Origin of the sequence: Corynebacterium lemuris, assembly GCF_024919295.1 — a bacterium.
Taxonomy (GTDB): Bacteria; Actinomycetota; Actinomycetes; order Mycobacteriales; family Mycobacteriaceae; genus Corynebacterium; species Corynebacterium lemuris.
In genome coordinates, this window is record NZ_JANWTC010000018.1 from 20413 (window position 1) to 35080 (window position 14668).

Below are 14668 nucleotides of genomic sequence, written 5' to 3' on the forward strand. Positions count from 1 at the left end.
ATTGCTCCTACAATTGTAAAGCGTGTTCAATCTATTCGGTCGCAACAAATCACGGTCGGGTCTCCGACCCCCCAGAGCCCCAGGGGACACCATCCGCCCGGCGGACGCCGACCACCTCCGGCAGTGGGCGGCCGGCCGGGCCTTCGTCGAGGCCTTCGTGGAGCCGGAGACGGTGGTCAACGAGATGTCCGTCGTACTCGTCGACGAAAACGGGGAGTTCACCCGCCGCCGCATCGGCGGACCGAAGGGCATCGACGCCATCGTGAAACTCCTCGGCGTGTCCATCTACGACGTCGAGGAGACCGGTTACCCCCAGCGCATGCGCGAACGCATCGAACGCGACCGGATCCTGCGCAAGCGGGAGGAGCAGCGCCGCCGGCGGGCCGCCTTCGACAGGGGTGAACTCCCGGACTGAGGCGGGACGTGGATGAGCGCGGAAAACCCTCCGCAGAACCGGCCGCGGGAACCTGCGCCCGGGTCGGTTCTGTGGAGGGTTTTCCCGCGCGGGGAGGCTAGCTCTCCTCGGCGATCTCCGTCAGCAGCGCCAGGAAGGTACGCACCGGCACACCGCTCGCACGCTTCGGGGTGTAGCCGTGCACGCCACCGGTGTTGTAGGAGGGGCCGGCGATGTCCACATGCGCCCACTCGATGCCCTCACCGATGAAACGGGAGAGGTACAGTGCGGCGAACTCCATCCCACCCCAGCGGTTGGGGTGGGCGTTGCGGATGTCAGCGACCGGGGACTTCAGCTCCTCCTCCTGCTCCTCCAGCAGCGGCATCGCCCAGGCGGGCTCGCCGACACTGCGGCCGGTGGCGGCGAGACGGTCACGCAGCTCCTCGGAACCCATGACACCGGAGGTGCGCACACCGAGGGCGACCATCTGGGCGCCGGTGAGTGTGGCCGTCTCGATCAGGTAGTCCGGCTTGTCCTCGGAGGCGTAGGTCAGGGCATCGGCCAGCACGAGGCGGCCTTCAGCGTCGGTGTTGATGATCTCGGAGGTGGTGCCGCCGTAGTGGGTGATCACATCACCCGGGCGCAGCGCCCTGCCGTCGGGCATGTTCTCCGCCAGCGGCATGGTTGCGGTGATCTTCACCGGCAGGTTGAGGCGGGCAGCGGCGATGACCGTGGCGGCGACGGCCGCGGAACCACCCATGTCGGAGACCATGTTCTCCATGGAGGCGGCCGGCTTGATGGAGATGCCGCCGGTGTCGAAGGTGATGCCCTTGCCCACCAGGGCCACGGACTTCTTCGCCTTCTTCTTCGGGGTCCAGCTCAGGCGCACCAGACGCGGGCCACGTTCGGAGCCCTGACCGACGGCGAGGATGCCGCCGAAGCCGCCCTTCTTCAGGGCCTTCTCCTCGAGCACCTCGACCACGAGGCCGGCCTCCTCGGCCTGCTCCGCGAGGATTGCGGCGTAGGACTCGGGGTAGAGATGGGAGGAGGGGGTGTTCACCAGGTCGCGGGCCAGCAGCACAGCCTCGGCGGTGATGCGGGCGGTCTCGAACTCCGCGGTGGCGGACTTCTCGTCGGACACGAAGACGACCTTGCCCACCGTGCCGTTGCCGTTGCCGCTGTCCTTCGACTCGCTGCGGATGCCGCGGTAGTTGTAGGCGCCCAGGGCGATGCCCTCGACGGCCGCAGCCAGACCGAAGACACCGAGGGTGGTGGCCACGGTCTCCAGTCCGGACAGAGCGCGGGCGACGGTGCCGGCGGCGCGGCGGACGATCTCGTCGGTCAGCTCCTCCGGATCACCCAGGCCGACGGCGATGACGGAATCGGCGGCCACGCCCTCCGGGGCCGGGATGCGGGTGACCTCGCAGGCCTTGCCGGTCGCACCGACGGCGGTGAGGGAGTTGAGGACGTTGCGCAGGGCGGTGTCGTCAAGCAGTGCGGAAGCGGGCAGCTCCGGCCCCTCCTCACCCTTGAGCACCGGCACCACGAGCGCGTCGGGGGACTTCGGGGCCTTCTTCGACAGTTTCAGCTCCGGGGTGGCACCGCGTGCGGGAAGGGTGAACGTGGGGTTCGCCATGAAAAATACCTCCTGAGGTTGGCTTGTGTTGTCCCCAGCTTATAGAGACCACCAAAACCGTGCGGGTGTACCGTTATCGCCATGACGTCTCTCAATTTCTCCGTGAACCGTACGAGCACTCCGGCGTCCGATGAGGCGCGCGAGGAGATTCTGCGGAATCCGCGGTTCGGCAAGAACTTCACCGACCACATGGTCACCATCGAGTGGACCGAGGACAAGGGCTGGCACGACGCACAGGTGCGCCCCTACGAGTCCATCCCCATGGACCCGGCCACCACGGTGTTCCATTACGGTCAGGCGATTTTCGAGGGCATCAAGGCGTACCGTCAGCCCGACGGTTCCGTCGCCACCTTCCGTCCCACCCAGAACGCCGAGCGCATGCAGCGCTCCGCCGAGCGGCTGGCCATGCCGCCGCTGCCCACGGAGGACTTCCTGGAGGCCATCCGCCTGCTTGTCGACGTCGACCAGGCATGGGTCCCCGCCGCCGGCGGCGAGGCCAGCCTCTACCTGCGCCCCTTCATGATCTCCACCGAGGTCTCCCTCGGGGTGAGCCCGGCGAACAAGTACACCTTCTTCGTCATCGCCTCACCCGTCGGCGCCTACTTCACCGGCGGCATCAAGCCCGTCTCCGTGTGGCTGAGTGAGGACTATGTCCGCGCCGCCCCGGGGGGTACCGGCGCCGCGAAATTCGCCGGCAACTACGCCGCCTCCCTCCTCGCCCAGGCCCAGGCCGAGGAGAAGGGCTGCGACCAGGTGGTCTGGCTCGACGCCATCGAGCACACCTACATCGAGGAGATGGGCGGCATGAACCTCTTCTTCGTCTACGGCTCGGGTGCCGACGCCAAGGTGGTCACCCCGGCGCTGTCCGGCTCCCTGCTCGCCGGCGTCACCCGCGACTCCCTGCTGCAGGTCGCCCGCGATCTCGGCCACGAGACGGAGGAGCGGCGCATCTCCAAGCACGAATGGCGTGACGACGTCGAGTCCGGCGCCATGACCGAGGCCATGGCCTGCGGCACGGCGGCCGTGATCACCCCGGTCGGCCGCGTCCTGTCCAACGACGGCGAGTTCGTGGTCAACGGCAACACGCCGGGCGAGGTCACCATGGCCATGCGCGAGCGTCTCACCGCCATCCAGCGCGGCGAGTATGAGGACACCCACGGCTGGGTGCACACCCTCGTCGAGGCCTGATCAGGCCTGGTCCGCCAGCAGCTCCGCGGCCGCCTGCACCAGCGGCAGGGCCGCTAGCGCGCCGGCGCCCTGGCCGGCGTTCATGTCCAGGGCGATCAGCGGCGTCAGTTCCAGGGCCTGCAGCGCGATCAGGTGCGCGGGCTCCGGACTGAGCTGACCCGCCTGGCACCACTGCCTCGTGCCGGGTACCAGGCGCTCGGCGAGGAAGGCGGCGACGGTGACGGAGGCGCCGTCGAGAAGCACGGGGGTGCGGCGCGCCGCGGCCTGCGCGATGAAGGCCACCAGCGCCACCAGATCCGGCGAGGAGATCTTCCGCAGCAGTTCCTCCGGCTCCGTGCCGAGGTTGCGGACGCGGAACATCGCATCCCGGATCGCGGAGACCTTGATCTTCCACAGCTCATCGTCCATGCCGGCCCCCGGGCCGACCACCGCGACGGGTTCTGTCCGGGTCAGCGCACCGAGTACCGCGGCGGCCACCGTCGTGTTGCCCACCCCGAGATCACCGGGCAGGAGCAGGTCAGCGCCCGAATCAACCTCCTGGTCCGCGATGCGGCGGCCCAGCTCCACGGCAGCCGTGAACTCTTCGGCGCTCATGGCGTCCTCGACGTCCACTGCACCGGAACCGCGGCGCACCTGCTCCGGGCCGCCCTCCTGGTCCAGCGAGACATCCACCACCCGCACCGAGGCCCCCGCGGCCCGCGCCAGCACGTTGACCGCGCCGGCACCGGATTCGAGGGCGGCGGCCTGCCGGACGGAATGCTCCGGAGGCAGCGTGGACATCCCCCGCTTCGCGACGCCGTGGTCCCCCGCGAAGACCACCACCCGGCACCGCTGCAGCGGCACCGGCGGGAAAACCCCCTGGCAGGCGGCGACCCAGGCACCCAGCTCCCGCAGCCGACCCAACCCCGAGGCGGAGACGGCGGCGAGAGCCTCGGCGCGGACCTGATCGTCCGGGGACGTGACCGGTGCAGTGGAATCGAAGAGCATGGCCTAGACCTGCTCGCCGATCTCCACCCGCGGCTTCGGGGAACGCCACTTCCGCGGCTGCGTCATCCGCGAATAGGCGTAGAAACCCAGCCCGATGCCCGCAGCCGTGGTCTCCGGGAACTTCGCCCGCACCGCCTGGTTCACCCGGCGGCCCGTGACCACACCCTCGATGAAGAAGACGACCATCAGCCCCATGGCGAACAGCGACATGATGTTCGCCAGCGCCGGCGCCCACGTACCGATGAACATGATCACCAGCAGGGCCAGCGCCACCGGCAGCACCACGTTGTTGATGAACCGGCGGGAGTCGATCCAGTCACGCACGAAACGGCGCTCCGGGCCCTGGTCACGGGCCAGCAGATAACGCTCATCACCGGCGTCCATCGCCTTCTGCACCTCGCGCTGGCGGCTGCGGTTCGCATCCCGCTCCTTGGCCTTGTAGGCCTTCCACTCCTCCTTGGACATGGACTTCTTCAGGTCCCGGCGCTGTGCCTGAGCCTGAGCCGCCGAGGACGGGGCCTTCGGATCACGGATGATGCCGCGCTCAATCTCAACCTCCCTCCGCTTCGGGGTGGGGCGACCCTTCGGCGGGGTATAGCCCCTCGGGAGGTCAACCGGGGTTTCCTCCGGCGCCGGGGTCTGCATCGCAGCAGGCTCGGCGGGGGAGGGGTCGTCAGATTTCTGCCAGGGGAGTTTCACGGATCCCAGGCTACAAGGCCCCGGAATGAATTTGGGAATACGGGTCGGGGAGTGGGCGTTGATAGTATGTGAGCGTCCGCTCCACCATTGACGGACCTGTCCCGGGACCCCGGGGAGGAGTATGGTGGGCGCGTATACGGGTATCCCGCAGACAGGGAGTCCCTGGCGCACGACATGAAGTTTTGATACGCAAGGAGACCACCAACATGACCGCTCCCACCTCCAGCACCGGCGTCGTACTCACCGATTCCGCGGCCGCCAAGGCCAAGGCCCTGCTTGATCAGGAGGGCCGCGATGACCTGTCCCTGCGCATCGCTGTCCAGCCAGGTGGCTGCGCCGGCCTGCGTTACCAGCTCTACTTCGATGACCGCTCCCTCGACGGCGACCAGATCGACGAGGTCGGCGGTGTCCGGCTCGTGGTGGACAAGATGAGCGTGCCCTACCTCAGCGGCGCCCGGATCGACTTCGCCGACACCATCGAGTCCCAGGGCTTCACCATCGACAACCCGAACGCCGGCGGTGCCTGCGCCTGCGGCGACTCCTTCAACTAGGACTCCGGGTTCCGTCACCGGACGAAATGACGCCCGCACTTTCCTCTTGCAGGGGAGTGCGGGCGTTTTCTTGTCACGGGGTGCCATGGCGGGCTGGCCGAACCCTGCGACCACGACCCTGCGACCACGACCCTGCGAGGAGAAACCCGCGAGGAGAAACCCGCGAGGAGTCCCATTTCCGGGCCCATCGCGGGTTATGTGTCAGATTTCCAGGGTGAACGCAGGTTCGTCCTCGCGGGGTTCGCGGACGCCACGCCGACCCGGTCAGATGTCCACCGGATAGTCCTTCTCCTCGATCTGCGGATTGATGCGCTCCTCGACGAAGATGCCGTGCCAGACCATGAAGGCCAGGACGGTCCACAGGCGGCGGGAGTGGTCGGAGACGCCGTCGCGGTGCTCCTTGAGCATCTCGAGCACGGCCTTCCGGTCGAAGATGTCATCGGTCTGGGACTCAGTGATGGTGTCCTGTGCCCAACCGAAGAGCTCATCGCCGGCGAGCCAGTGGCGCATGGGCACAGGGAAGCCGAGCTTCTTGCGGTGCAGCACATGCGGCGGCACGATCTGCTCCATCGCCTTGCGCAGGGCGTATTTGGTGGTGCCCTCGGCGATCTTCAGGCTGTGCGGGATGGTCTGGGCGACCTCGAAGACCTCCTTGTCCAGGAAGGGCACGCGCAGCTCCAGGGAGTTGGCCATGTTGATCTTGTCGGCCTTGACCAGGATGTCGCCGCGCATCCAGGTGAACAGGTCCAGGTGCTGCATCCGTGCGACGGGGTCCATGTGGGTGGACTGGGCGTAGATGGGGGCGGTGACCTCCTTGTGGTCCCATTCCTCCCTTGCCCAGGGCAGGACCCGCTGCAGCTGCTGGAAGTTGAAGGAACGAGCGTTGCCGTAGTAGCGGTCCTCCATGGTCATGGAGCCGCGCTCGAGCAGGGATTTGCCCTTCATGCCGTCCGGCAGGACGCGGGAGAGGCGGCCGAGGCCGCGGCGCAGGGGAGAGGGCATCTTCTCGAAGGGCGCGAGTGAGAGGGGCTCCTTGTAGATGGTGTAACCGCCGAAGAGCTCGTCGGCACCCTCGCCGGAGAGCACGACCTTGACGTGTTTGCGGGCTTCCTGGGCCACGAAGTACAGCGGCACCAGCGAGGGGTCCGCGACGGGGTCGTCGAGGTACCACATGATCTTCGGGATGGCGGCGGCGTACTCCTCCGGGGAGACGACCTTGACGATGTGCTCGACACCGATCGCCTCGGCGGATTCCGCGGCGACGTCGATCTCCGAGTAACCCTCGCGCTCGAAACCGGTGGTGAAGGTCAGCAGGTTCGGGTTGTGCCGCTTGGCCAGGGTGGCGATGGCGGTGGAGTCGATGCCCCCGGAGAGGAAGGATCCGACGGTGACGTCGGCGCGCATGTGCTTCTCCACGGAGTCCTCCAGCGCCCGCGCGATGCGGTCGAAGAGGTCCTGTTCGGTGCCCTTGGGAACCGGGGTGACCTCGAAGTCCGGTTTGAAGTAGCGCTTCGCGACGACCTCGTCCCCGGCCTTCAGGGTGGCGGTGCAGCCGGACTCGAGGCGGCGGATGCCGGTGTGCAGGGACTCCGGCTCGGGGACGTACTGGAGGTCCACGTAGTGTTCGATGGCTCTTTGGTCAAGTTCAAGGCCTAGACCCAGCTCGGGTGCCATCTCCAGGATGGACTTCTTTTCGGAGGCGAAGACGGTGCCGGCGGGGGTGGTCGCGTAGAACAGCGGCTTGATGCCGAACTGATCGCGGGCGACGAACAGAACCTGTTCCTGCGTGTCCCAGATGGCGAAGGCGAACATGCCGCGCAGATGCTCGACGACCTCCTCACCCCAGTGGTGGTAGCCGACGACGATGGTCTCGGAGTCGCCCCGGGTGTGGAAGGTGTGGCCTGCGGCGGTGAGCTCCTCACGCAGTTCCACAAAGTTGTAGATCTCGCCGTTGAAGATCAGGGTGTAGCGCTCGGGGGTGTCCGCCGGGCCCCACACCAGAGGCTGGTGGGAGTGCTCGAGGTCGACGATGGACAGGCGGTTGAAGCCGAAAACCACGGAGGCGTCGTGCCAGGTGCCGGCGTCGTCCGGACCGCGGTGGCGCATGCACGGGAGCGCCCGGGTGACGGGGTCGACGAAGGCGTCAGCGTCTCCGCGGGCGGTGAGCATGCCAAGAAAGCCGCACATGTGGAAATTTTCTCCTCTATATAACGGGAAGGGACGCGCTAGAGTCGTCGAGGTGTCGGTCCTACGATACGGCCCGCGGGCGTCGGCAGGCGACACCGGCACGGGCGTGGGGTGCGAATGAAAATGAAAAACACTCCCGGTGGGGGAGGGGGTAGAAAGTCTGCACCAACGGGTGGAAACTTTCGGATGATGCAGCGTGTCGGCCCTTGTGAAATGGGTTACATGCGTCCGGAGGTGGTGCGCACCCCATTCGCCGGTAACCCCACATGGGCTGTAACATCCGGGGTACTTCGAGGGATACCGGTCTCGTCCGGCGAATCTGAGGAGGACTGAAACTGTGTGGAAGACCTCCATCGATGAACTATCCTGCTTTGTTAGGAATGCTTAAACCAGTGTTCAAGGATTTAGTGTGGACAGGAAGGCAGACACACGTGGAACAGCGTAATAAGCGCGGCTTCGCTCGAAAGGCGGGTCTCGGCGGTGTGATGGCGCTGGGCGGCCTCGCCCTCGCCGGTTGCGACGTCGCTCCCCCGGAGAGCGTCGGCAAGATTCTCGGGATGGGCTGGCCGACGGGTATCACCCCCGAAGCGACCTCCATGTACAACTTCTGGGTCTGGGTCTGGGTCACCGCCTGGATCATCGGCATCATCATGTGGGCTCTCATGCTCACCGCCATCTTCAGCTGGAACGCGAAGAAGGCCGAAAAGCAGGGCAAGGGTGAATTCCCGCGCCAGCTGCAGTACAACGTGCCGCTTGAGCTGGTGCTGACCATCATGCCGATCATCATCGTCATGGTCCTGTTCTTCTTCACCATCCAGACCCAGCAGAAGGTCACCGCGCTGGACAAGGATCCACAGGTCACCGTGGACGTCACCGCGTTCCAGTGGAACTGGAAGTTCGGCTACCAGAACGTTGCCGCCGAGCTGAGCCCGACCGGCTCCGAGTATGTCGGCCTTGATGAGGACCGCCAGGAGCTGGCTGAGGCCACCAGGTACGACGACCCGGATCTGGTCGCCAACCCGAACCCGATCCACGGCATGTCCGAGGGCGACCAGTCCTACCTGAACTTCAACCAGATCGAGACCCTCGGCTCCACCGAGGAGATCCCGGTCCTGGTCCTCCCGACCAACACCCCGATTGAGTTCCAGCTCGCCTCCGGCGATGTGGCCCACTCCTTCTGGATCCCGGAGTTCCTGTTCAAGCGTGACGCCTTCGCTCACCCGGAGGCCAACCAGCAGCAGCGCGCATTCCAGATCGAGGCCATCGAGGAGGAGGGTGCCTTCGTCGGACGCTGTGCCGAGATGTGCGGTACCTACCACGCCATGATGAACTTCGAGCTGCGTGCCGTCTCCCCGGAGGCGTTCCAGGACTACCTGCAGTTCCGTATCGACAACCCGGACGCCCCGAACTCTGAGGCTCTCGCGTCCATCGGTGAGGCTCCGTACGCGACCACCACCCACCCGTTCAACTCGTCCCGCCAGACCTGGGACGGCGAGAACTTCGTCGACAACAACGCCAACATCTAAGCGAGGAGTTTCATAATGAAGTCCAGCTCTAAACTGCTGTACGGCATCGCAGCCTTTCTCGCACTGATCGCCGTCGTCTACGCTCTCGGAACCACCTACATCAACGATGACGGTTCCGGCGGTGGAGCGGAGTGGGTAGGCATCGTCGCCCTGGTGCTGTCTACCGCCCTGGCCGTCATGCTCGGTGTCTACCTCCACTTCACCGACTCCCGCGCCGATATCCTCCCCGAGGACTGGGAAGAGGCCGAGGTCGAGGACAAGGCCGGTATCCTCGGTTTCTTCTCCCCGGGCTCCATCTACCCGGCCTGGATGGCCGGCGCCGTCGGTGTCCTGGCCCTGGGCCTCGCCTTCTGGCACCTGTGGATGGTCGCCATGGGCCTGGTCCTGCTGATCTGGGCCTCCTACAACCTCAGCCTGCAGTACGGCCTGCCGAAGGAGAAGCACTAATCTCCGCTGCGGCCTGAACTGCCACACGAATCACGACGAGGCACCCGCCCCCCTGGGGCGGGTGCCTCGTCGTGTCTGTTCCCCAGGATTTCCCCAGCTTCAGAAAGGGCGGCAGAATCGTCGGAGAGGGGGAGGGGAACCCGCCTGAAGTGGGGGAACCTGCAGGTGGGAGGGGTCATCCAAAAGTTGGTAATCCGCCTTTGCGGGGCTCTTTCCGTGTGATTTACATCTCGCACCCCTTTGCGGTGGTTCTCAGGTTGCAATCGGGTAAATCCGGTAAAGTGAGTGCAGACGAGTGCCGCCCAGGGGTATCGGGCGGGCCCGGGGGAGGTGACCTGCAGGAATGTGGCGTCGGATGCAGGGGCGGGAAAGTTCCCGGCAAAGGGGAAAATTTTCGCGGGGGCGGTTTCTTCCCTAAAACCGCAGGTGGTATTCCTATTCTCCCCTTCGGGGCGGGGGGAGTTGAAGTGACTTCCGGCCCCGGAACAGCCATACTGGTCAGCGTGACGAGCGCAGTTTCAAACACAGGTATGGCAGCACCACAGCGTGTTCCCTCACTGAACCGACCCAACATGGTCAGTGTCGGCACGATTGTGTTCCTGTCTCAGGAATTGATGTTCTTCGCCGGACTGTTCGCGATGTACTTCACATCGCGCGCGAACGGCCTTGCAGGTGACTGGGCGGAGCAGACCGCCAATCTCAACGTGTTGTATGGATTCATCATCACCGCGATTCTGGTCGCCTCCTCGGTCACCTCGCAGTTCGGCGTCTTCTCCGCAGAAAGGGGTGACGTTTACGGACTCCGTCGCTGGTACCTCATCACCGTCGGTCTGGCGCTGGCTTTCCTCAGCTTCCTGGCCTTCGAGTGGTACGAGCTGATCATGCACGGAGTGACGATCCAGTCGAGTGTCTTCGGCTCGGTCTTCTACATCATCACGGGCTTCCACGCCCTGCACGTCTCGGCAGGTGTCATCGCCTTCCTCGTCGTGCTCCGTCGTGTGACCGTGTCCAAGTTCACGCCGGCACAGGCCACCGCCGCCATGGCAGTGTCCTACTACTGGCACTTCGTCGATGTCATCTGGGTCGGCGTCTTCATCACGCTTTACCTTGTCCAGTAGGCCGTAGCCTGCCGAGCAATCGGCCTGCAGCCATTCACTTTCCGTAACCGAATTCTCAAAGGAAAATGATGGATACCAATCCGAACATTGCCGCCGGCGGCGACGCGAAGTCGTCCGCCTCGGCCAAGAAGGCCCGCGGCCGCCGCAAGATGCGCCGTACCGCAGCTGGTGCCTTCGCGCTGACTCTCGGGCTCACCGGCGCGGGCGTTCTCGCCACCGCGCTGACCCCGGACGCACAGGTCGCCACCGCCCAGCGGGATGACCAGGCACTGATCCAGGAGGGCAAGGACCTCTACGACGTCGCCTGCATCACCTGCCACGGTGCCAACCTCCAGGGTGTGCCGGACCGCGGTCCGTCCCTCATCGGTATCGGTGAAGGCGCCGTGTACTTCCAGGTTCACTCCGGTCGTATGCCGATGATGTCCAATGACGCCCAGGCTGAGCGTAAGGCCCCGCGTTACACCGAGGCCCAGGCACTGGCCATGGCCGCCTTCGTGGCCGCCAACGGTGGTGGACCTGAGCTCGTGTACAACGAGGACGGCACCCTCGCCATGGAGGAACTCCGTGGCAAGAACTACAACGGCCAGATGGACGCCCAGGACATCGCCCGCGGTGGCGAGCTGTTCCGCCTGAACTGCGCCTCCTGCCACAGCTTCACCGGCCGTGGTGGCGCACTGTCCTCCGGTAAGTACGCGCCGACCCTGGATCCCGCCAACGAGCAGGAGATCTACCAGGCCATGCTCACCGGCCCGCAGAACATGCCGAAGTTCTCTGACCGCCAGCTTTCCGCTGACGAGAAGAAGGACATCATCGCCTTCATCAAGGCGACCAAGGAGACCCCGTCTCCGGGTGGCTGGGGCCTCGGCGGCCTCGGCCCGGTCTCTGAGGGTATGGCCATGTGGTTCATCGGCATCACCGTTCTCGGTGCCGCCGCTATGTGGATTGGATCGCGTTCATGAGCAACGAAGTGAAGAAGAACTACACCGCCCAGGAACTCAACGCGATGAGCAATGACGAGCTCGCGCGCCTGGGCACCGAGCTGGACGATGTCACCGTCGCGTACCGCAAGGAGCGCTTCCCGGTCCCGAACGATCCGGCTGAGAAGCGTGCCGCCCGCAACGTCGGCATCTGGCTGGTCGTCGGCATCATTGCTGCGATCGCCTTCCTCGGCGTCTACATCTTCTGGCCGTGGGAGTTCAAGAACCTGGGTGAAGAGGGCCACATGTGGCACACCTTCTACACCCCGATGCTGGGTCTGACCTCGGGTATCTCCATCCTGGGTCTGGGCATGGCGGTCATCCTCTACGTGAAGAACATCATCCCCGAGGAGATCTCCGTCCAGCGCCGCCACGACGGTCCCTCCTCCGAGGTTGACCGCCGTACGCTGACCGCGCTGCTCAACGACTCCTGGACCACCTCGACCCTGGGCCGCCGCAAGGCTCTGCAGGGTCTGCTCGGTGGCGCCGGCATCCTCGCCGGCCTGGTCATCGTCGCCCCGCTGGGTGGCATGATCAAGAACCCGTGGAAGCGCGGCGAGCTGAACATCATGGGTGACGGCACCCTGTGGACCTCCGGCTGGACGCTCCAGGAGCAGGGCGTGAAGCTCTACCTCGCCCGCGACACCGGTGCGATCGCTGAGAACCACACCGGTGAGGCCGGCAGCCACTGGAGCACCGTCGGCGTCTCCCGCCTGGTGCGCGTGCGTCCGGAGGATCTGGATGCCGGTGGCATGGAGACCGTCTACCCGCTGCCCGAGTCCCTGGTCAACGACGGTGATCTCTTCGATCCCCAGGCCAGTGTCTACACCGAGCAGATGCACTCCATCCATGGTCCGCGTAACCCCGTCATGCTGATCCGCCTGCGCACCGAAGATGCCCAGAAGGCCATCGAGCGTCAGGGCCAGGAGGATTTCCACTACGGCGACTACTACGCGTACTCGAAGATCTGCACGCACATCGGCTGCCCGACCTCGCTCTTCGAGGCCCAGACCAACCGAATCCTGTGCCCGTGCCACCAGTCGCAGTTTGACGCGCTCCAGTACGGCAAGCCGGTCTTCGGTCCGGCCGCCCGTGCTCTGCCGCAGCTGCCGATCGAAGTCGACGAAGAGGGTTACCTCATCGCCGCGGGCAACTTTGTTGAACCCCTCGGCGCTGCATTCTGGGAGCGTAGGTCCTAATGAGCAACAAACTGGCCCGAATGGGCAACAACATTGATTCCCGCTACACCGCCGCGGGTCTCCTCCGTCCGCAGCTGAACAAGGTCTTCCCGACCCACTGGTCCTTCCTGCTGGGTGAGCTGGCCCTGTACAGCTTCATCATCCTCCTGCTGACCGGTATCTACCTGGCACTGTTCTTCGACCCGTCGATCACCAAAGTGATCTACGACGGCGCCTACCTGCCGCTCAACGGCGTCGAGATGTCACGTGCCTACGCCACGGCGCTGGACATCTCCTTCGAGGTCCGCGGTGGACTCTTCGTCCGCCAGATGCACCACTGGGCCGCCCTGATGTTCATGATGGCCATGGTCGCGCACATGCTGCGTGTCTTCTTCACCGGTGCGTTCCGCCGCCCGCGTGAGGCCAACTGGATCATCGGTGTCACCCTGATCATCCTGGGCATGGCCGAGGGCTTCATGGGCTACTCCCTCCCGGATGACCTGCTCTCCGGTGTGGGTCTGCGAATCATGTCCGCCATCATCATCGGCCTGCCGATCATCGGCACCTGGCTGCACTGGCTGATCTTCGGCGGCGACTTCCCCTCGGATCTGATGCTCGACCGTTTCTACATCGCGCACGTGCTGATCCTGCCGGGCATCATCCTCGGCCTGATCGCCGCACACCTCGCGCTGGTCTGGTACCAGAAGCACACCCAGTTCCCGGGCGCCGGCCGCACCGAGAACAATGTCGTGGGCATCCGCATCATGCCGGTCTTCGCCACCAAGGCCATCGGCTTCGGTCTGCTGACCGCCGCTGTCCTGTCCCTGATGTCCGGTCTGCTGACCATCAACGCCATCTGGAACATCGGCCCCTACAACCCTTCGCAGGTTTCGGCCGGTTCCCAGCCTGACGTCTACATGCTGTGGACTGACGGCGTCGCCCGTGTCATGCCGGCGTGGGAGCTCTACCTGGGCAACTACACCATCCCGTCCGCCTTCTGGGTCGCTCTGGTCGCTGGTCTGATGGTTGTCCTGCTGTTCGCCTACCCGTGGATCGAGAAGCACGCCACCGGTGACGACGCCCACCACAACCTGCTGCAGCGTCCGCGCGATGTTCCGGTCCGTACCGGCATCGGTGCCATGGCCCTCACCTTCTTCCTGTTGATGACCATCTCCGGTGGTAACGACCACATCGCGCACTTCTTCCAGATCTCGCTGAACGCCATGACCTGGTTCGGCCGCATCGGCATCATCCTGCTGCCCCCGCTGGCCTACTGGATGACCCACCGCATCTGCGTCGGTCTGCAGCGCAGCGACCGTGCTGTCCTGGAGCACGGCGTCGAGACCGGTGTCATCAAGCAGATGCCGAACGGTGCCTTCGTGGAGATCCACCAGCCGCTCGGCCCGGTCGACGAGGCCGGTCACCCGATCCCGCTGGCCTACGCCGGTGCCCCGGTGCCCAAGCGCATGAACCAGCTCGGTTACGCCGACCGCGTCGCCCGCGGCTCCATGATCAAGCCCGACGACAAGCGTTTCACCGACGCCGCCGTCGAGACCGCCCACGCCAACGAGCGTGAGGAGAAGGCCATGCTGGAGAGCCTCCAGGAGGCCGCCCGCGCCAAGGACCGCGAGTCCGGCCTGCTCGACTAGGTCGTTCCCGAAGTCACTGCGCTCACGCGTGAACCCCGTCTCCCCGGTACCTGGGGGAGGCGGGGTTCCGTGGTTTTCCGGGGGATGGCGGATTCTGAGGGTCGTTGCAACGCTCGTGCTTTTCAGGTGAT

General features: G+C 65.4%; 13 protein-coding genes. 9 read left to right on the forward strand and 4 right to left on the reverse strand.

Features of this window, described 5'->3' with window-relative positions; translation table 11 throughout:
- The first annotated feature begins 22 nt into the window (after positions 1–22).
- Positions 23–415, forward strand: a complete 393-nt coding sequence (locus NYP18_RS14150; RefSeq protein ID WP_259428844.1) for an oxidoreductase — start codon at positions 23–25, stop codon at positions 413–415.
- 97 nt (positions 416–512) lie between these two features.
- Here NYP18_RS14150 and NYP18_RS14155 read toward each other — a convergent pair whose 3' ends face one another.
- Positions 513–2030, reverse strand: a complete 1518-nt coding sequence (locus NYP18_RS14155) for a leucyl aminopeptidase (protein WP_259428845.1) — start codon at positions 2028–2030, stop codon at positions 513–515.
- Between the two features lie 81 nt (positions 2031–2111).
- On the opposite strand from NYP18_RS14155, the gene NYP18_RS14160 reads away from it, so the two are divergent.
- Positions 2112–3218 (forward strand): branched-chain amino acid aminotransferase, encoded by a 1107-nt coding sequence (locus NYP18_RS14160; protein WP_259428846.1) that lies wholly within the window; start codon positions 2112–2114, stop codon positions 3216–3218.
- Here the strand turns inward: NYP18_RS14160 and NYP18_RS14165 are convergent, their stop codons facing one another.
- Together NYP18_RS14165 and NYP18_RS14170 are read right to left on the reverse strand one after the other, a co-directional pair.
- Positions 3219–4205, reverse strand: a complete 987-nt coding sequence (locus NYP18_RS14165; RefSeq protein ID WP_259428847.1) for a nicotinate-nucleotide--dimethylbenzimidazole phosphoribosyltransferase — start codon at positions 4203–4205, stop codon at positions 3219–3221.
- A 3-nt stretch (positions 4206–4208) separates the two neighbouring features.
- A complete protein-coding gene (locus tag NYP18_RS14170; protein ID WP_259428848.1) occupies positions 4209–4904 on the reverse strand; it encodes a DUF3043 domain-containing protein in 696 nt (231 codons plus the stop codon).
- Positions 4905–5110: 206 nt separating this feature from the next.
- On the opposite strand from NYP18_RS14170, the gene NYP18_RS14175 reads away from it, so the two are divergent.
- Complete coding sequence (locus NYP18_RS14175) at positions 5111–5455, forward strand: HesB/IscA family protein (RefSeq protein ID WP_126120996.1); 345 nt, start codon at positions 5111–5113, stop codon at positions 5453–5455.
- Between the two features lie 264 nt (positions 5456–5719).
- On the opposite strand, the gene asnB is transcribed toward NYP18_RS14175, so the two are convergent.
- Entirely contained in the window at positions 5720–7642 is a 1923-nt protein-coding gene (gene asnB, locus NYP18_RS14180) for an asparagine synthase (glutamine-hydrolyzing) (protein WP_259428849.1), read from the reverse strand.
- Positions 7643–8073: 431 nt separating this feature from the next.
- Here asnB and ctaC point away from each other — a divergent pair, with 431 nt between their 5' ends.
- The 6 genes from ctaC to qcrB all read left to right on the forward strand — a co-directional run bounded on the left by ctaC (position 8074) and on the right by qcrB (position 14537).
- On the forward strand, positions 8074–9168 hold the full coding sequence (gene ctaC / locus NYP18_RS14185) for an aa3-type cytochrome oxidase subunit II (protein WP_259428850.1): 1095 nt from the start codon (positions 8074–8076) through the stop codon (positions 9166–9168).
- A 15-nt stretch (positions 9169–9183) separates the two neighbouring features.
- Entirely contained in the window at positions 9184–9615 is a 432-nt protein-coding gene (gene ctaF, locus NYP18_RS14190) for an aa3-type cytochrome oxidase subunit IV (RefSeq protein WP_126120999.1), read from the forward strand.
- Positions 9616–10118: 503 nt separating this feature from the next.
- A complete protein-coding gene (gene ctaE / locus NYP18_RS14195; RefSeq protein WP_206436391.1) occupies positions 10119–10733 on the forward strand; it encodes an aa3-type cytochrome oxidase subunit III in 615 nt (204 codons plus the stop codon).
- Between the two features lie 65 nt (positions 10734–10798).
- Entirely contained in the window at positions 10799–11692 is an 894-nt protein-coding gene (gene qcrC, locus NYP18_RS14200) for a cytochrome bc1 complex diheme cytochrome c subunit (RefSeq protein WP_259428851.1), read from the forward strand.
- Positions 11689–12909, forward strand: a complete 1221-nt coding sequence (gene qcrA / locus NYP18_RS14205; RefSeq protein WP_259428852.1) for a cytochrome bc1 complex Rieske iron-sulfur subunit — start codon at positions 11689–11691, stop codon at positions 12907–12909. Before qcrC ends, qcrA begins: the two co-directional genes overlap by 4 nt.
- Entirely contained in the window at positions 12909–14537 is a 1629-nt protein-coding gene (gene qcrB / locus NYP18_RS14210) for a cytochrome bc1 complex cytochrome b subunit (protein WP_259428853.1), read from the forward strand. Before qcrA ends, qcrB begins: the two co-directional genes overlap by 1 nt.
- The last annotated feature ends 131 nt before the right edge of the window (positions 14538–14668 follow it).

Bases quoted from the DNA above. Each gene is read 5' to 3' on its own strand.
- NYP18_RS14155 (WP_259428845.1), bottom strand. From the start codon at position 2,030: ATGGCGAACCCCACGTTCACCCTTCCCGCACGCGGTGCCACCCCGGAG.
- NYP18_RS14160 (WP_259428846.1), top strand. From the start codon at position 2,112: ATGACGTCTCTCAATTTCTCCGTGAACCGTACGAGCACTCCGGCGTCC.
- NYP18_RS14165 (WP_259428847.1), bottom strand. From the start codon at position 4,205: ATGCTCTTCGATTCCACTGCACCGGTCACGTCCCCGGACGATCAGGTC.
- NYP18_RS14175 (WP_126120996.1), top strand. From the start codon at position 5,111: ATGACCGCTCCCACCTCCAGCACCGGCGTCGTACTCACCGATTCCGCG.
- asnB (WP_259428849.1), bottom strand. From the start codon at position 7,642: ATGTGCGGCTTTCTTGGCATGCTCACCGCCCGCGGAGACGCTGACGCC.
- ctaF (WP_126120999.1), top strand. From the start codon at position 9,184: ATGAAGTCCAGCTCTAAACTGCTGTACGGCATCGCAGCCTTTCTCGCA.
- qcrC (WP_259428851.1), top strand. From the start codon at position 10,799: ATGATGGATACCAATCCGAACATTGCCGCCGGCGGCGACGCGAAGTCG.
- qcrA (WP_259428852.1), top strand. From the start codon at position 11,689: ATGAGCAACGAAGTGAAGAAGAACTACACCGCCCAGGAACTCAACGCG.
- qcrB (WP_259428853.1), top strand. From the start codon at position 12,909: ATGAGCAACAAACTGGCCCGAATGGGCAACAACATTGATTCCCGCTAC.